Source organism: Streptomyces sp. LMG1-1-1.1, from assembly GCF_040815545.1.
Classification (GTDB): domain Bacteria; phylum Actinomycetota; class Actinomycetes; order Streptomycetales; family Streptomycetaceae; genus Streptomyces.
This window is the reverse complement of sequence record NZ_JBFPNH010000031.1, coordinates 16,359-32,580: the sequence shown is the minus strand read 5'-3', so window position 1 is coordinate 32,580 and position 16,222 is coordinate 16,359. Positions and strand designations below refer to the sequence as shown.

Here is a 16,222-nt window from a genome sequence, read left to right as displayed (position 1 = left end):
CGCACACCAGCCCTCCGTCCCTGGGAGTTCCCGCGATGACCACGGCCACCACCCGGCGCCACGAACGGCGGATCAGCCCCGTCTTCCTGGCGATCCTCGCCGTCATGGCCGTCACCGGCTGGGCGGTGTGGACGGACTTCGCCGCCTCGCCGGGCCTGGCGGTCTTCCTCTTCGTGACCTCGGCGTGGGTGGTGTCGCTCTGTCTCCACGAGTACGCGCACGCCCGTGCGGCGCTGCACGGCGGGGACATCACGGTCGGCGCGAAGGGGTATCTGACCCTCAACCCGCTCGCCTACACGCACGCGGTGCTGAGCGTCGTCCTGCCGGTGCTGTTCGTGATCATGGGCGGCATCGGTCTGCCGGGCGGCGCGGTCTTCATCGAGCAGGGCCGGATCAAGGGCCGCTGGAAGCACAGCCTGATCTCGGCGGCGGGCCCGCTGGCGAACGTCCTGTTCGCGCTGGTCTGCACGGCCCCGTTCTGGCTGGACGCCCTCGACGGCGTGCCGGTCGCCTTCCGGTTCGCGCTGGCGTTCCTGGCGTTCCTCCAGGTGACGGCGGCGATCCTGAACCTGCTGCCGGTGCCGGGGCTCGACGGTTACGGGGTGGTGGAGCCCTGGCTCTCGTACAAGGTGAAGCGGCAGATCGAGCCGTACGCGCCGTACGGCTTCTTCATCGTGATCGCGCTGATGTTCGTACCGGCGATCAACCACGCCTTCTTCGACGCGGTCGACGCGCTGATGCGGTCGCTCGGGGTGCCGGAGGACACCCGGTACTGCGGTTCGCAGCTCTTCCGGTTCTGGGAGGAGACGCCGGAGTTCTGCGGGGTCTAGGCGGCGTCCTGCGCGGCGGCGGCCTTGTCGGCCTTGGCGCGGCGGACGTAGTACCAGGCCATGTTGGAGGACAGGCCCGCGAGGAGGACCCAGATCACGCCCAGGAAGTTGCCCTGGACGAAGGAGACGACGGCCGCGGCGACGGCCAGGGCGCAGACCACGAGGGCGTAGAGGGCGAGGCGGGGCATGGGGGACGGCTCCTGTCCGGGTACGACTGATGGTGCCCGTCCAGTGTCCCCCATGCCCGGAAGCGTCCGGTCTCCGGCTCCGCCCTCCGCGCCGGAGCAGCCGGCTCAGACGTCGGTGACCCGCAGGCCCGCGTGGGCCTTGTAGCGGCGGTTGACCGAGATGAGGTTGGCGACGAGCGACTCGACCTGGTGGGCGTTGCGCAGCCGGCCGGCGAAGACGCCCCGCATGCCGGGGATGCGGCCGGCGAGGGCCTGGACGATCTCGACGTCGGCGCGCTCCTCGCCGAGGACCATCACGTCCGTGTCGATCTCCTCGATGGAGGCGTCCTGGAGGAGGACGGCCGAGAGGTGGTGGAAGGCGGCGGCGACCCGGGACTCCGGGAGCAGCGCGGCGGCCTGCTCGGCGGCGGAGCCCTCCTCGGGCTTCAGGGCGTAGGCGCCCTTCTTGTCGAAGCCGAGCGGGTTGACGCAGTCCACGACGAGCTTGCCCGCGAGTTCCGCGCGCAGGGACTCCAGGGTCTTGGCGTGGCCGTCCCACGGCACGGCGACGATCACGATGTCGCTGCGGCGGGCGACCTCCGCGTTGTCGGCGCCCTCGACGCCGTGGCCGATCTCCGCGGCCACGTCGCGCGCCCGGTCGGCGGCCCGGGAGCCGATGAGCACCTGCTGGCCGGCCTTGGCGAGCCGGTAGGCGAGGCCGCGGCCCTGGTCGCCGGTGCCGCCGAGCACGCCGACGACGAGACCGGAGACGTCGGGGAGGTCCCACGGGTCCTTGGGGGCGGGCTTGCTGTCAGTCGTAGTCATGGCCCCGACATTACCGACCGGTCGGGTCCGCGGGCCTCCCGTACGGGTGGAACGTCGGCAACCGGCCGCGCGGCGGGCCCCGCTGCGGCAGGATGCGGGCCCATGGATGCCGTACGGGTCGCGTTGCTGCGGGAAGTCCTCGCCGGGACGGAGTGGCCGGGCGAGGCCCGCCGGTTCGCGGGGGCGCTCCGGTCGTCGGTGGTCCCGCACCGGGGCGGCCTGCTCCTGGTGGGCACGGCGGAGTACGAGCCCTGGCACCTGGCGGCGCACCTGGTCGACGAGGCCGCCTGGTCGGGGCTGCCGGAGCTGGCGCCGACGCTGGTGCGGCACCGGGTGCGGCCGGGCGATCCGGTGCACCTGGCGGTCGGGCTCGGGCGGCTGGAGGCGGCGGGGCGCGGGGCGACGCTGCTGATGGTGGCGCCGGAGCGGCCGGACGCGGGTCTGCTCCAGCGGGTGCACGACGCCCGGCGGGCGGGGGCGACGGTGCTGTCGCTCGACGGCGGCGACGCGGAGGTGCGGGGCCTGGCCCACGAGACGCTCACGGTGGCGGAGGACGCGGGGGTGGACCTGGACACGGTCCAGCACCTGGTGAGCGCGGCGGCCGGCGAGAACAGCCTGCCGTCGCCGCGCGGCGGCCGCCGTTTCCGCGACCGCCTCTCCGGCCTCGCGGACCGTCTGACGGCCCCGCCGCCGGCCCGCTGGTAGGCACTGCCGGACGGAGCCGTGCGTAATTGGGTTGCCGCCGGCTTCCCCCGGCCGGAGCATGGCCCCTCGTGTCCTCCCCCCTTCTTTCCAAGCTCTCCGGCCTGCTGCCCGACACGGCGCCGTGGCGGTCGTCCCGCGATTTCCGGCTGCTGTGGGTGCAGGGGCTGATCACGTACTTCAGCAGCGCGCTGGCGATGGTCGCCCTGCCGCTGCAGATCAAGGAGCTGACGGGCTCGCCGCTCGCGGTCGGCGCGATGGGCGCGGTCGAGCTGGTGCCGCTGGTGGTGTTCGGCCTGTACGGTGGGGCGCTCGCGGACGCGGTGGACCGCCGGAAGGTGATCGTGGGCACGGAGGCGGGGCTCGGGCTGCTCGCCGGCCTGCTGCTGGTCAACGCGCTGCTGCCGGAGCCGATGCTGTGGCCGCTGTACGTGGTGGCCGCCGGGGTCTCGGCGCTCGCGGGGCTCCAGCGGCCGGCGCTCGACTCGCTGCTGGCCCGGATCGTGCCGCACGAGCAGCAGACGGCGGCGGCCGCGCTGAACTCGCTACGCTGGCAGATGGGCTCGATCGCGGGTCCGGCCCTCGCGGGTCTCGTCGTGGCGTACGCGGGGCACGCGCCCGCGTACGGGGTGACGATCGCCGGCTTCGCGGTCTCGGTGCTGATGTGCCGCCGCCTCTCCCCCGCGCCCGCCGCGCACGACGCGGAGAAGCCCTCGCTGCGGGGCATCGCGGAGGGGGCGCGCTACGCCTGGTCGCGACCGGTGCTGCTCGGCACGTACGCGATCGACCTGGCGGCGATGTTCTTCGCCTTCCCGAACACGATCTTCCCGTTCCTCGCGGACGAGCTGGACGCCGACTGGTCGCTCGGTCTGATGTACGCGGCGGGTTCGGTGGGCTCGCTGGTGCTCGGGCTGACCAGCGGCTGGACGTCGAAGGTGCGGCGGCACGGCCTCCTGGTGGCCGGCGGCGCGGCCGGCTGGGGTCTGGCCATCGCGGGGGCCGGCTGGTTCGGGAACGTGTGGCTGGTGCTGCTCTGCCTGGCCTTCGCCGGCGCGGGCGACATGCTGAGCGGGCTCGGCCGGGCCACGATCTGGAACCAGACGGTCCCGGAGGAGCTGCGCGGCCGGCTCGCCGGCATCGAGGTGCTGTCCTACAGCGTCGGCCCGCAGCTGGGGCAGGTCCGTGCGGGCGTGATGGCCGGCTGGACCGGCACCCGCGCGGCGGTCTGGTCGGGCGGTGTCGCCTGCGTCGCCTCGGTGGGGCTGCTGTGTCTGGCGCTGCCGAAGCTCCTGGCGTACGACTCCGACACGGACGAGGACTCGCTGCGCCGCAAGGCCCAGCAGGAGCGGGAGCGGCAGGGCGGTGTCCGGCAGGAGACCGCCGGGTCCGCCTGAGCGGTCCCGGCGGCTCCCCCGCGGTCACTCGTCCGGCGTCCGGTCCTTCCCGGCCTCGTCGTGCCAGCGTGGGTCGGTCTCCCACTCCAGGTTCCGCTCGCGGGCGGTCTCCAGGGCGTGGGAGGCCTCCTCACGGCTGGTGTACGGGCCGAACCGGTTCTTGGCGGGGCACTCGGGGCCCTCCTCGACCTTCTTGTGCTCCAGGCAGTAGTACCACTCGCCCGGTTTGCCCGCGGTGCGCTTCTTGAACAGGGCCATCGTCGTCGGCTCCTTCCTCCGAGACCATGCTGCCCCAGACCCGGTCGTTAGACTCGCTGGCATGTCTGGCCAGTCGCTTCTCGTACCGGGGGAGCTCTCCCCCCACCGCTCCGTTCCGGGCTCCATCCGCCGTCCCGAGTACGTCGGGAAGCCCGCACCGGCCCCGTACACCGGGCCCGAGGTGCAGGATTCCGACACCATCGAACGGATGCGGATCGCCGGCCGCATCGCCGCCCGGGCGATGGAGGAGGCCGCCAAGCACATCGCTCCGGGTGTCACCACCGACGAGCTAGACCGGGTCGCCCATGAGTACATGTGCGACCACGGCGCCTATCCCTCGACCCTCGGCTACCGCGGCTTCCCGAAGTCGCTGTGCGCCTCGATCAACGAAGTCATCTGCCACGGCATCCCGGACTCCACGGTGCTGCGGGACGGCGACATCGTGAACCTGGACGTCACGGCGTTCATCAACGGCGTCCACGGCGACAACAACGCCACCTACCTCTGCGGCGACGTCGACGAGGAGTCGCGGCTGCTCGTGGAGCGGACCCGGGAGTCCCTGAACCGGGCGATCAAGGCCGTGCGGCCGGGCCGCCAGATCAACATCATCGGGCGGGTGATCGAGTCGTACGCCAAGCGCTTCGGCTACGGCGTCGTGCGCGACTTCACCGGGCACGGCATCAACTCGTCGTTCCACTCCGGCCTGATCGTCCCGCACTACGACTCCCCCCACCACACCACCGAGATCAAGACCGGCATGACGTTCACGATCGAGCCGATGCTGACGCTCGGCACCCACGACTACGACATGTGGGAAGACGGCTGGACCGTGGTGACCAAGGACCGGAAGCGGACCGCGCAGTTCGAGCACACGCTCGTGGTGACCGAGAGCGGGGCCGAAATCCTTACGTTGCCCTGATCTCCCGAGCGGGTAGCGTTTTTACCGACAGGACGTCGGGAACCAATTGACTTAGGTAACCCTAACTCGGCAGGATCGTCACTGGTTCCCGTCCCATCGGTCTCGGAGGCACGCCTTGGACACGCCCTTCTCCACCCTCATCCGTACGGCCTCGCACGAGCAGCACACGGAGGCGGAGACGTCGTCCTTCATGGGGGACCTCCTCGGCGGACGCCTCGCCGTCGACGCGTACGCGCGGTACACGGAGCAGCTCTGGTTCGTGTACCAGGCGCTCGAAGAGGGTGCGGAGGCGCTCCGCGAGGACCCGGTCGCCGGGCCCTTCATACAGCCCGAGCTGTTCCGCACGGCCGCCCTGGAACAGGACCTCGCCCATCTGCGGGGCCCCGGCTGGCGCGCCGGCGTCTCCCCGCTGCCCGCCACGGTGGCGTACGCCGAGCGGGTCGCCGAGTGCGCCCGCGACTGGCCGGCCGGTTACGTCGCCCACCACTACACCCGCTACCTGGGCGACCTGTCGGGCGGTCAGATCATCCGCGACAAGGCGGAGCGGACCTGGGGCTTCGCGCGCAAGGGCGACGGCGTGCGGTTCTACGTCTTCGAGGAGATCGACAACCCGGCCGCGTTCAAGCGGACGTACCGGGAGCTGCTGGACGAGGTGAACGCCGACGACCTGGAGAAGCAGCGGATCGTCGACGAGTGCAGGCGCGCCTTCGCCTTCAACAGCGCGGTCTTCCACCAGTTGGGCGGCGAGTTCCCGCTCAGCGCCTGAGCGCTCGGGTGCCCACCGCCCGGGCGTTCAGCGCGTCAGCGTTCCCTCCAGGCGGACCCGTCCGCCCAGCTCCACGACGCCGTCGAGGCCGGGTGCGGTGAGCAGCTGCGAGCCGCGGCCCTGCGTGATGTTCAGGGCCCGGCCCAACTCCGCCGTCAGGAGCAGCGCGGCCGCGCCGGTCGCCTCGTCCTCGTCGATGCCGTCGCCGCGCCCGGGGAACCCCCGCGCCCTGACCCGGCCCGCGGCCTCCTCCTCCCAGGCCCAGGCGTAGATCCACTCGCCCGGCTCGGGCACGTCGAGGGCCTCCACCTCGGCGGCGGAGCCGTACTGGCGCAGCGTCCGGGGCGGCGCCCAGTCGGCCCGCGCCTCGATCCAGGTGAACTCCCCGTCCCCGCGCACCCACACCTCGCCGGCCGGCGGGCAGACGACCTCCAGGTCGAGCAGCCAGGCGGCGCCGATGAGCGGGTAGCCGGCGAACGGCAGCCGCACGCTGGGCGTGTAGATGTCGACGATCCCGCGCTCCGGGTCGTCGACGAACACCGTCTCGCTGAAGCCGAGCTCCTTGGCGAGTGCCTGCCGTGCGGCCTCGTCGGGGTAGTCGCGCCCCTCCCGTACGACTCCGAGGGCGTTGCCGTGCCGTCCGTCGCCCGTACAGAAGACCCGGAGGACGTCGATGTCAGTGGCGGTCGTGTTCATGGCGGAATTCAACCACCCGTCAGCACGACGACGGGGCCGCACCCGAGGAACGGAGGAGGTGTTCACCCCTCCGCGGACGTCATCCCGCTCGCCCTACCGGCGCGTCAACCAAATCAGGACAATCCCCCTTGCTTGACCTGCCCTTGACCAACCCATGAGGGCCCCATGAAGTCCCCGTGACCCCGCTGTGTCCGGGTCGCCCGGCTTGAGAGCTGAATCACTGGACGGGTGGGTAGCAGTCAGGTAAGCCTCGGTTAAGTTAGGTCCGCCTCACCCACGTCCCCGCGTTCCTGGAGCCCTCATGCGAGCCGTTCGCCTGTCCGTCGTCACCGCCGCCGCAACGGCGGCCGCCCTGACCGCCGTCACGGGCTGCGCCGAGAAAAGCGACTCCAAGGCCGACGACGGCACCATCACCGTCGTCGCCAAGGACGACTCCTGCGAGGTCTCGAAGAAGGACTTCCCCGCCGGGCACGTGAAGCTGGCCGTCGAGAACCGCGGCTCCAAGGTCACCGAGGTCTACGTCCTCTTCCCGGACGACCGGATCGTCACCGAGCGCGAGAACATCGGCCCCGGCACCAAGGCCACCATCACCGCCGAGATCAAGGCCGGCGACTACGCCATCGCCTGCAAGCCCGGCATGAAGGGCGACGGCATCCGCCAGCAGGTCAAGGCGACCGGCAAGGACGCCGCGACCGCCAAGCGCTCCCCCGAGATGGACGCCGCCGTCGCCGCCTACCGCCAGTACGTCCAGGCGCAGGCCGACGAGACCCTCCCCAAGGTGAAGGTCTTCACCGACGCCGTCCGCGCCGGTGACATCGAGGCCGCGAAGAAGGCCTACGCCGACTCCCGCATCGGCTGGGAGCGCACCGAGCCCGTCGCCGAGTCCTTCGGCGACATCGACCCCAAGGTCGACGTCCGCGAGGACGGCCTGGAGGACGGCCAGGACCCGGCGAAGGACTGGACCGGCTGGCACCGCCTGGAGAAGGCGCTCTGGCAGGACAAGAAGATCGGCGACCGCGAGAAGCAGCTCGCCGACCTCCTCGACAAGGACCTCGCCGACTGGGTGAAGCGCGTCGGCCAGGCCGAGATCACCCCGACCTCCATGGCCAACGGCGCCAAGGAGCTCCTGGACGAGGTCGCCACCGGCAAGGTCACCGGCGAGGAGGAGCGCTACTCCCGCACCGACCTCGTCGACTTCAAGGCGAACGTCGAGGGCGCCCAGAAGTCCTTCGACCTGCTGAAGCCGGTCGCCACCAAGAACGACGCGAAGCTCGTCGCCGAACTCGACAAGCAGTTCGCCGCGCTGAACACGCTGCTCGACAAGTACCGCACCGACAAGAACAGCTACGTCTTCACCTCCTACGACAAGGTCGGCAAGCCCGAGCGCAAGGAGCTGTCCGACGGCGTCAACGCGCTGGCGGAGCCGCTCTCCAAGCTCGCCGCCGCGGTCGTCAAGTAGTCGTCGAAGAGTAGGGACGGGAGCAGGGACATGTCCGAGGAGACCCAGGAGCAGTCGGCGGCCGAGGCCGCCGCGCCCTCCCGCCGCAAGGTCATCGGCTGGGGCGGTGCCGGGCTCGCGCTCGGTGCCGCCGCGGCCGGCGGCGCCGTCGCGCTGACCCGGGACGGCGACACCGCCGTGCCCGTCGCCGACAGCGGCGCGGCCGTGCCGTTCCACGGCCCGCACCAGGCCGGCATCGCCACCGCCGTGCAGGACCGCCTGCACTTCGCGTCCTTCGACGTGAAGACGACGGACCGCGCCGAGCTGGTCCAGCTCCTCAAGGACTGGACGCGGGCCGCCGAGCGGATGACGGCCGGCGCCGAGGTCGGCGAGGGCGCCTACGGCGGCCTGCCGGAGGCTCCGCCGGACGACACGGGCGAGGCCCTCGGCCTCAAGCCCTCCCGTCTCACCCTCACCATCGGCTTCGGCCCCTCGCTCTTCGACGGGCGCTTCGGGCTGAAGGACAAGCGGCCCGGGGCCCTGGTGGACCTGCCCAGGTTCCCGGGCGACAACCTGGATCCGGCGCGCAGCGGCGGCGACATCTGCGTGCAGGCCTGCGCGGACGACCCTCAGGTCGCCGTGCACGCCATCCGTAACCTCGCCCGGATCGGCTTCGGCAAGGTCGCGGTGCGCTGGTCGCAGCTCGGCTTCGGCAAGACGTCGTCGACGACCCCGGACGCCCAGACCCCGCGCAACCTCTTCGGCTTCAAGGACGGCACCCGCAACATCGCGGGCACCGACACCGAGCGGCTCGCGAAGCACGTGTGGGTGGCCGGCAAGGACGCCGAGGGCGGCGCCGCCTGGATGGACGGCGGCTCGTACCTCGTCGCCCGCCGCATCCGCATGAACGTCGAGACCTGGGACCGCACTCCGCTCGCCGAGCAGGAGGACATCTTCGGCCGCGACAAGCGCGAGGGCGCCCCGGTCGGCAAGGCCAAGGAGCACGACGAGCCGTTCCTGAAGGCGATGAAGCCGGAGGCGCACGTCCGGCTCGCCCACCCGGACAGCAACAACGGGGCGACGATCCTGCGCCGCGGCTACTCGTTCACCGACGGCACGGACGGTCTCGGCCGTCTGGAGGCGGGCCTGTTCTTCCTCGCGTACCAGAAGGACGTCCGCACCGGCTTCATCCCGGTGCAGACCTCGCTGGCCAAGGCCGACGCGCTCAACGAGTACACGCAGCACGTGGGTTCGGCGCTCTTCGCCGTCCCGCCGGGCGTCCGCGACAAGGACGACTGGTGGGGCCGGGCGCTGTTCTCGTGACGGAGCTGACGGAGAAGGAGCACCGACGTGTTCGGTAACTATCTGATCGGCCTGCGCGAGGGCCTGGAAGCCAGCCTGGTCGTCTGCATCCTCATCGCGTACCTCGTGAAGACGGGGCGCAGGGACGCGCTGAAGCCGATCTGGATCGGCATCGGCGTGGCCGTCGGCGTGGCCCTGGCCTTCGGCGCCGGCCTCGAATTCGGCTCTCAGGAGCTGACGTTCGAGGCGCAGGAGCTGCTCGGCGGCTCGCTGTCCATCGTCGCCGTGGTCCTGGTGACCTGGATGGTCTTCTGGATGCGGCGGACCGCCCGGCACCTCAAGGCCGAGCTGCACGGCAAGCTGGACGCGGCCCTGCAGATGGGCACGGGCGCGCTGGTCGCCACCGCCTTCCTGGCGGTGGGCCGCGAGGGCCTGGAGACGGCGCTGTTCGTGTGGGCGTCGGTACGGGCCTCCTCGGACGGCACGTACGCGCCGCTCACCGGCGTGCTCCTCGGCCTGCTGACGGCGGTGCTCCTCGGCTGGCTGTTCTACCGGGGCGCGCTGAGGATCAACCTGGCGAAGTTCTTCACCTGGACCGGCGGCATGCTGGTCGTGGTGGCGGCGGGCGTCCTCGCGTACGGCGTGCACGACCTGCAGGAGGCGCGCTTCCTCGGCGGCCTCGCGGACAAGGCGTTCGACATCTCGGCGACCATCCCGCCGGACAGCTGGTACGGCACCCTCCTCAAGGGCGTCTTCAACTTCCAGCCGGATCCGACGGTCCTTCAGGTCACGGTGTGGGCGCTGTATCTGGTCCCGACGCTCGCGCTGTTCCTGGCCCCGATAGGGTCGGGTCCGTCCGTGCGGGTGAAGAAGCAGAAGGCGACCGATGAGAAGGCTGAAGCCGCGGCGAGCGCCGAGACGGCCGGTTGAGGTACTGACGGCGGGTTCGCCGGAACGCCGGTCGGCGCGACCGCTCGCACGCGGGCGGGTGCGCCGGCCGGCGCGGCTGTTCGCGGCGACGGCGGCGGCGACCGTGCTGGCGCTGACCGCGAGCGGCTGCGTGACGGTGCACGGTGAGACGGCGCTGCTGCCGGCGGCGACGAAGGCCGAGGCGACGCAGGCCCTCGCGGACTTCACCGCCGCCTACAACCGCGCCGACAAGGCGTACGACCCGGCCCTGGACGCGAAGCGGGTCACCGGTCCGCTCGGGGAGATCAACCAGGCGGGGCTGCGCGCGCGGTCGGTCAACACCCCGGGCGGCAACAAGGACCACCAGCCCCTCGAACTGACGGACGCGCGCTTCACGCTGCCCCGGAAGGCCGGCTGGCCGCGCTGGTTCGTCGCGGACACCGACTCCAACCGGGACGTCGACGAGGGCGCCGGCGACCAGCGCTGGCTCCTGGTCTTCGTGCGCAACGGGCCCGAGGAGCTGTGGGAGGCCGCCTACCTCTCGGTCCTCGGCGCCCGCGAGGTGCCCGAGTTCGCGGAGGAGGAGGGGTACGCGGTGCCGGTCGCCGCCGACGGCGACGCGCTGGCGGTCGCGCCCGGGAAGCTCGGCACGGCGTTCGTCTCGTACCTGAAGGACGGGCAGGGCCCGTTCGCGCCGGGCGTGCACACCACGCAGTGGCGGGCGCAGCGGCAGAAGGCCGCCCAGCGGCCGGGCGTCGCCACCCAGTACCTCGACCAGACCACCGACCGGGGCGACTTCGCGCCGCTCGGGCTGCGGACGCGGGACGGCGGCGCGCTCGTCTTCTTCGCGACCCGGTTCTTCGAGCGGCAGACGACGGCGAAGGGCTACCGGCCCAAGGTCGGCCCCGACGTCAAGGCACTGCTGACCGGCGAGATCAAGAACACGGTCACCCGGGAGTGGGTCTCCAGCCAGACGGTGCTGGTGAAGCCGGCGGGCACCGACCGGGACGCCGTCACGGTCACGAGCCGGCTCCAGGGCGTGGTGGGAGCGGTGGGCTCGTAGCCCCGCCGCCGCAGTGGGGCGCGCCGCCCCACCCCCCGGCCGGAACCGAGCGGGTCAGCGGGTCAGCGGGTCAGCGGCCAGGCGATCTCGTGGGCGGTGTGCTCGCCGTTCCCGTGCGCCTCGCGCTCGGCCGCGTGGCGGGCGCAGGCGTCCTGGAGGGTCTCCAGGAGGTTCAGCGGGTCGGGCAGCGGGTGCTCGGGGCCGCGGACCCAGGCGACGACCGGATGGGCGTCCTCGTCCCCGGGGAGCCGGGCGGGCGGTACGAGCACGTAGCTGCCGCGGCAGTGCCAGCGCAGTCCCGGGTGCTCGTCCATCGTCTCGGGATGGCAGTCGAGCTCACACGGCCACCACTCGTCCTCGTCCTCGGGGGTGCCGCGGGTGGCGGTGAAGAAGAGCATGCGCCCGCCGACGGTGTCGACCTCGGCGGACTCGGCGACCGGCCCGACCTCGACGCCCTCCGCGAGGAGGCGCTCCAGGGCGGCGCGGCCGGCGGCCAGCGGCACGTCGAGGACGTCGTGGACCATGCCGGTGGCGGTCACGAAGTTCGCGGCGGGCTCGTTCCTGGCCCAGCGCTCGATCTGGGCGCGGTCGGTGGTCGACTGCGTCTGCCAGGCGAAGGAGACGGGGTGCCGGGCCGGCGTCGGACAGCCGATCCGCTCACAGGAGCAGCTGTAGCCGACGGGGTACGCGGCGGGGGCCAGGGGCAGCCCGGCGGCGGCGGTGGCCAGGAGCAGCTTCTCGCGGTCGTTCTCGTCGTCGGCCGCCGTGCGTTTGGGGCGCCTGCGCAGCCACTGTGCGAGTTTGCTCTCCGTGCCGCGGTAGCGGCCGATGCCGTCGCCCATCTATCCCCTCACAGCTCATGCTCGCCCGTTCGGCTCTGCCCATGGTCCCACCATCCTGCGCCTCGGGTGACCGGAGTGCGGAACCGGGGTGCCCGCGAGATGTACCGGAACCGTCAGGCCCGCGGCGCGAGACCGCGCACGGCGAGGTCGACGAGGGCGTCGGCGTAGGCGTGGGTGAGCGGCAGGGTGCGGTGGAGCCAGCGGTGGTGGAGCGGCCCGACGAGGAGTTCGACGGCGAGGCGGGGATCGGCGTCCGGATCGACGTGGCCCGCCGCCTGGGCGGCCTCGATGCGGCGGACGTAGTACCGGAGCTGGGGTTCGAGCAGGGCCTCGGTGAAGCGGGCGCCGAGTTCGGGGTCGACGATCCCCTCGGCGGCGAGGGCGCGGGTGGGGCCGTCGAAGGTGGGGTCGTTCATCTCGTCGACGGTGGCGCGCAGGACGTACCTGAGGTCGGCGGCGAGGTCGCCGGTGTCGGGGATCTCACTGTCGGCGGCTCCGCCCAGGGCCTCGTTGGCGCGGGCGGCGAGGTCGAGGAAGGCGTCGAGGAGGACGGCCGCCTTGGAGGGCCACCAGCGGTAGATGGTCTGCTTGCCGACTCCGGCGCGGGCGGCGATGCCCTCGATGGTGGTCTTCGCGTAGCCGGTCTCGGAGACGAGGGCGAGGGCGGCGTCGAAGATGGCGCGGCGGGAGCGTTCGCTGCGGCGGGAGGCGTCGGGGGCGGCCTTGGCGGGCCTGGGCTCGGACATGGCCCCAATCTAGCAGCGAGCGAGACGCCACGTCTCGTCAAGGTCTCCGCTCCCGAACCACCCGAACGGTCCACTGCGCGAAGGCCGCCGAGAGCGGACCATGGGGTCCACCGATCTTCGGTTCTTCCGTCCACCCGTCCGTGAGGAGCCCTCATTGCGCCCCACTCCGCGCACGTCCTCGCCCCGCCGTTATCTGATGTGCCCACCCGCGCACTTCACGGTGACGTACTCCATCAACCCCTGGATGGACCCCACCAAACCGGTCGACCTGCCGCTCGCCCTCGCCCAGTGGGAGGACCTGCGCGACCGCTACCGCTCGCTCGGCCACACCGTCGAGCTCCTGCGGCCCGACCCGGCGCTGCCGGACATGGTCTTCGCGGCGAACGGCGCCACCGTCGTCGAGGGCCGGGTCCTCGGCGCCAAGTTCGCCCATCCCGAGCGGGCGCGCGAGGCCGACGCCCACCTGGCCTGGTTCCGCGGAAACGGTTGGGCGGACGACGCCGTCCGGGTGCCCGAGCACGTGAACGAGGGCGAGGGCGACTTCGCGGTCACCGCCTCCTGGATCCTCGCCGGCCGCGGCTTCCGCTCCAGCCCGCTCTCCCACGACGAGGCCCAGGAGTTCTTCGGCCGCCCCGTGATCGGCCTGGAGCTGGTGGACCCGCGCTACTACCACCTGGACACCGCGCTGTGCGTCCTGGACGACACGCGCGACGAGGTCATGTACTACCCGGACGCCTTCTCCCCCGGCAGCCGCGCGGTGCTCGCCCGGCTCTTCCCCGACGCCCTGATCGCGACGGAGGAGGACGCGGCGGCCCTCGGCCTCAACGCGGTCAGCGACGGCCTGCACGTCCTGCTGCCGCAGGCGGCGGTCGGCCTCTTCGAGCCGCTGCGCCGCCGCGGCTTCGAGCCGGTCGGCATGGACCTCGGCGAACTCCTCAAGGGCGGCGGCAGCGTGAAGTGCTGCACCCAGGAGCTCAGGCCGTAGGTCCCGTGTCCTGTCCGTCGAGCTCGGGGGGCCAGGAGTCGCCCCACTCGGTGTCGCGGGCCTGCTTGTACAGGGGCCCGTGGCGCTTGGTGACGGTCTCCCTGGCCAGTCCGTCGGGGCCGCACAGGTCGAGCAGCACCAGGCCCTTGCGGATCTGGGGCCTGCGGGTGACGCGCGAGACGGCGGGGGTCACCGGGAACCGGGTCGCGGCGACGTAGCTGTACTTCTCGTCCTCGTACGGCAGCGAGCCGCCCTTCACCTGCCGGTGCAGCGAGGAGCGGCTGACCCGGGCCGAGAAGTGGCACCAGTCCGTGCCCGGGACGATCGGGCAGGCACCGCTGTGCGGACAGGGCGCGGCGACGGTGAAGCCGGCGTCGACGAGCCGGGTGCGGGCCGCGATGATCCGCTCGTAGCCGTCGGGGGTGCCTGGCTCGACGATGACGACCGCCCGTGCCACCCGCGCCGCCTCGTCCACGAGCGCCGTCCGGTCGGCCTCGGTCAGCTCCTTGAGGACGTACGAGACGGTGACGAGGTCGGTTTCGGCGAGGTTCAGGGCGGAGCCGATCCGCTCGCGCCGCCACTCGGCGTCCAGCGCCCCGGCCGCCAGCTCCCGGCCGAGCGCGAGGGCGGGCTCCGCCCAGTCGAGCACGGTGGTGCGCGGCGGCTCGTCCTCCCACGCCTCGGCCACGGCCCAGCTCGCCGCGCCGGTCCCGCCGCCCACGTCGGTGTGGGTACGCGGCTGCCAGTCGGGCGCGGCCTCCCGCAGCGCGTCCAGGGCTCCCCGTACCGCTTCGAACGTCGCCGGCATCCGGTACGCGGCGTACGCGGCGACGTCGGAGCGGTCGCGCAGCACGGGGGCGTCCGTCGGGGTGGTCCCCCGGTAGTTGGCGATCAGCCGCTCGACGGCCTTGGCCGCCTGACGGGGCGGCAACCCGTCGAGGAGCCCGGCGAGGGCGGCGCGCAGGGACTCGGCGGAGGGAGGCGAGACGTTCACCGAGACAGTCTAGGCGGCAGCGCCCGGTGCCCCTTCCGAGCCGGGGCTCAGCGGCCGCGGACCGCCTTCCGGGCGTCGAGGGAGCGGTCCCACCGCTCGGCGGGTCAGACCTGGGTGCGGGTGGTGCGCCAGGGGCGGCAGAGGCCGAGGAAGCAGGCGAGGGCGAGGACGGCGCAGACGATCTGGACGACCGCCATGGGGACGGCGGTGTGTTCGCCGGCGATGCCGACGAGGGGGGAGGCGACGGCGCCGACGAGGAACGAGGTGGTGCCGAGGAGCGCGGAGGCCGATCCGGCGGCGTGCGGGGTGCGCATCAGGGCCAGCGCGTTGGTGTTCGGCAGGGCGACGCCCATCGCGGACATCAGGACGAAGAGGCAGGCGGCGATCGGGAAGAGGCCGGCCTCGCCGAAGACGCCGCTCGTCAGGAGGAGCAGCGCGAGCGAGGCGAGGAAGATCGTCCCGAGGCCCCAGGCCAGGACCTTGTCGAGGCTGACGCGGCCGACGAGGATCTTGCCGTTGATCTGACCGAGGACGACGAGGCCGACGGAGTTGACGCCGAAGAGCAGGCTGAAGGTCTGCGGCGAGGCGCCGTAGATCTCCTGGACGACGAACGGCGAGGCCGAGATGTAGGCGAAGAGCGTCGCGAAGCCGAAGCCGCCGGCCAGCACGTACCCGGCGAAGACGCGGTCGGCGACGAGGCCGCGCATGGTGCGCAGGGCCGCGCCGACACCGCCCTGCTGGCGTCGCCCGGCCGGCAGCGTCTCGTCGAGGAAGCGCCAGACGACGACGGTGAGCAGGACGCCGATCACGGTGAGGACGTGGAAGACGCCCCGCCAGTCGGTGATCCGCAGGATCTGGCCGCCGATGAGCGGGGCGACGATCGGCGCGGCTCCGGAGATCAGCATGAGGGTGGAGAAGAAGCGGGCCATCTCGACGCCGTCGTACAGGTCGCGGACGACGGCCCGGGCGATGACGATGCCGGCGGCTCCGGCGAGGCCCTGGAGCAGCCGGAAGCCGATGAGGAGTTCGGCGGTGGGCGCGAGGGCGCAGACGGCGGTGGCGAGGACGTACACGACCATGCCGACGAGCAGCGGGCGGCGGCGGCCCCACTTGTCGCTCATGGGGCCGACGACGAGCTGGCCCAGGGCCATGCCGGCGAGGCAGGCGGTGAGGGTGAGCTGGACGGTCGCGGCGGGCGCGTGCAGCGCGCCGGTGACCTGCGGCAGCGCGGGCAGGTACATGTCCATGGAGAGCGGGGGCAGGGCGGTGAGTCCACCCAGGACGAGGGTGACGAGCAGCCCCGTCCGCCGGATGGCGGTCACCGCGGGGGCCGTTTCGGTTATGTGCCCCGGTGTTGTTTTCTGGCCGCTCTCGGGCATCGACTGC

General features: G+C 72.5%; 18 protein-coding genes. 10 read left to right on the top strand and 8 right to left on the bottom strand.

Annotation, left to right across the window (positions count from 1 at the left end):
• Positions 1–35 precede the first annotated feature (35 nt).
• A complete protein-coding gene (locus MRBLMG1_RS18005) occupies positions 36–830 on the top strand; it encodes a site-2 protease family protein (RefSeq protein WP_367825066.1) in 795 nt (264 codons plus the stop codon).
• Here the strand turns inward: MRBLMG1_RS18005 and MRBLMG1_RS18000 are convergent.
• Positions 827–1,072 (bottom strand): hypothetical protein, encoded by a 246-nt coding sequence (locus MRBLMG1_RS18000; protein WP_367825064.1) that lies wholly within the window; start codon positions 1,070–1,072, stop codon positions 827–829. The genes MRBLMG1_RS18005 and MRBLMG1_RS18000 overlap by 4 nt on opposite strands.
• 51 nt (positions 1,073–1,123) lie before the next feature.
• Positions 1,124–1,822: an NADPH-dependent F420 reductase gene (gene npdG, locus MRBLMG1_RS17995; protein ID WP_367825063.1), complete on the bottom strand. Its 699-nt coding sequence runs from the start codon at positions 1,820–1,822 to the stop codon at positions 1,124–1,126.
• Positions 1,823–1,924: 102 nt separating this feature from the next.
• Between npdG and MRBLMG1_RS17990 the strand changes: the two genes are divergently transcribed.
• Together MRBLMG1_RS17990 and MRBLMG1_RS17985 are read left to right on the top strand one after the other, a co-directional pair.
• Positions 1,925–2,527 carry a hypothetical protein gene (locus MRBLMG1_RS17990; protein ID WP_367825061.1) on the top strand — a complete coding sequence of 201 codons (603 nt, stop codon included), beginning with the start codon at positions 1,925–1,927 and terminating at the stop codon, positions 2,525–2,527.
• Between the two features lie 68 nt (positions 2,528–2,595).
• Entirely contained in the window at positions 2,596–3,918 is a 1,323-nt protein-coding gene (locus MRBLMG1_RS17985; RefSeq protein ID WP_367825060.1) for an MFS transporter, read from the top strand.
• A gap of 24 nt (positions 3,919–3,942) precedes the next feature.
• Here MRBLMG1_RS17985 and MRBLMG1_RS17980 read toward each other — a convergent pair whose 3' ends face one another.
• Positions 3,943–4,176: a hypothetical protein gene (locus tag MRBLMG1_RS17980; protein ID WP_367825059.1), complete on the bottom strand. Its 234-nt coding sequence runs from the start codon at positions 4,174–4,176 to the stop codon at positions 3,943–3,945.
• Between the two features lie 61 nt (positions 4,177–4,237).
• On the opposite strand from MRBLMG1_RS17980, the gene map reads away from it, so the two are divergent.
• Together map and MRBLMG1_RS17970 are read left to right on the top strand one after the other, a co-directional pair.
• Positions 4,238–5,095: a type I methionyl aminopeptidase gene (gene map / locus MRBLMG1_RS17975; RefSeq protein ID WP_367825058.1), complete on the top strand. Its 858-nt coding sequence runs from the start codon at positions 4,238–4,240 to the stop codon at positions 5,093–5,095.
• 115 nt (positions 5,096–5,210) lie between these two features.
• On the top strand, positions 5,211–5,861 hold the full coding sequence (locus tag MRBLMG1_RS17970) for a heme oxygenase (biliverdin-producing) (RefSeq protein WP_367825057.1): 651 nt from the start codon (positions 5,211–5,213) through the stop codon (positions 5,859–5,861).
• A gap of 27 nt (positions 5,862–5,888) precedes the next feature.
• Here MRBLMG1_RS17970 and MRBLMG1_RS17965 read toward each other — a convergent pair whose 3' ends face one another.
• Complete coding sequence (locus tag MRBLMG1_RS17965; RefSeq protein WP_367825056.1) at positions 5,889–6,557, bottom strand: PhzF family phenazine biosynthesis protein; 669 nt, start codon at positions 6,555–6,557, stop codon at positions 5,889–5,891.
• A 301-nt stretch (positions 6,558–6,858) separates the two neighbouring features.
• Between MRBLMG1_RS17965 and efeO the strand changes: the two genes are divergently transcribed.
• The 4 genes from efeO to MRBLMG1_RS17945 are packed head-to-tail and all read left to right on the top strand — an operon-like array spanning position 6,859 to position 11,269.
• The gene (efeO, locus tag MRBLMG1_RS17960) at positions 6,859–8,016 is read left to right on the top strand and encodes an iron uptake system protein EfeO (RefSeq protein WP_367825055.1); all 1,158 of its coding nucleotides are present in this window, start codon (positions 6,859–6,861) and stop codon (positions 8,014–8,016) included.
• A 30-nt stretch (positions 8,017–8,046) separates the two neighbouring features.
• Positions 8,047–9,318 carry an iron uptake transporter deferrochelatase/peroxidase subunit gene (gene efeB, locus MRBLMG1_RS17955; RefSeq protein ID WP_367825054.1) on the top strand — a complete coding sequence of 424 codons (1,272 nt, stop codon included), beginning with the start codon at positions 8,047–8,049 and terminating at the stop codon, positions 9,316–9,318.
• Between the two features lie 27 nt (positions 9,319–9,345).
• A complete protein-coding gene (efeU, locus tag MRBLMG1_RS17950) occupies positions 9,346–10,227 on the top strand; it encodes an iron uptake transporter permease EfeU (RefSeq protein WP_367825053.1) in 882 nt (293 codons plus the stop codon).
• Positions 10,228–10,285: 58 nt separating this feature from the next.
• Positions 10,286–11,269, top strand: a complete 984-nt coding sequence (locus MRBLMG1_RS17945; RefSeq protein ID WP_367825052.1) for a hypothetical protein — start codon at positions 10,286–10,288, stop codon at positions 11,267–11,269.
• 62 nt (positions 11,270–11,331) lie between these two features.
• Here the strand turns inward: MRBLMG1_RS17945 and MRBLMG1_RS17940 are convergent, their stop codons facing one another.
• The gene (locus MRBLMG1_RS17940) at positions 11,332–12,111 is read right to left on the bottom strand and encodes a bifunctional DNA primase/polymerase (RefSeq protein WP_367825051.1); all 780 of its coding nucleotides are present in this window, start codon (positions 12,109–12,111) and stop codon (positions 11,332–11,334) included.
• A gap of 113 nt (positions 12,112–12,224) precedes the next feature.
• Positions 12,225–12,857: a TetR/AcrR family transcriptional regulator gene (locus tag MRBLMG1_RS17935; RefSeq protein WP_367825050.1), complete on the bottom strand. Its 633-nt coding sequence runs from the start codon at positions 12,855–12,857 to the stop codon at positions 12,225–12,227.
• Between the two features lie 154 nt (positions 12,858–13,011).
• On the opposite strand from MRBLMG1_RS17935, the gene ddaH reads away from it, so the two are divergent.
• On the top strand, positions 13,012–13,842 hold the full coding sequence (gene ddaH / locus MRBLMG1_RS17930) for a dimethylargininase (protein ID WP_367825048.1): 831 nt from the start codon (positions 13,012–13,014) through the stop codon (positions 13,840–13,842).
• On the opposite strand, the gene MRBLMG1_RS17925 is transcribed toward ddaH, so the two are convergent.
• Positions 13,832–14,836, bottom strand: a complete 1,005-nt coding sequence (locus MRBLMG1_RS17925; protein WP_367825047.1) for a small ribosomal subunit Rsm22 family protein — start codon at positions 14,834–14,836, stop codon at positions 13,832–13,834. The two genes, ddaH and MRBLMG1_RS17925, sit on opposite strands and share 11 nt — an antisense overlap.
• Positions 14,837–14,940: 104 nt before the next feature.
• The gene (locus MRBLMG1_RS17920) at positions 14,941–16,215 is read right to left on the bottom strand and encodes a multidrug effflux MFS transporter (RefSeq protein ID WP_414721602.1); all 1,275 of its coding nucleotides are present in this window, start codon (positions 16,213–16,215) and stop codon (positions 14,941–14,943) included.
• Positions 16,216–16,222 lie beyond the last annotated feature (7 nt).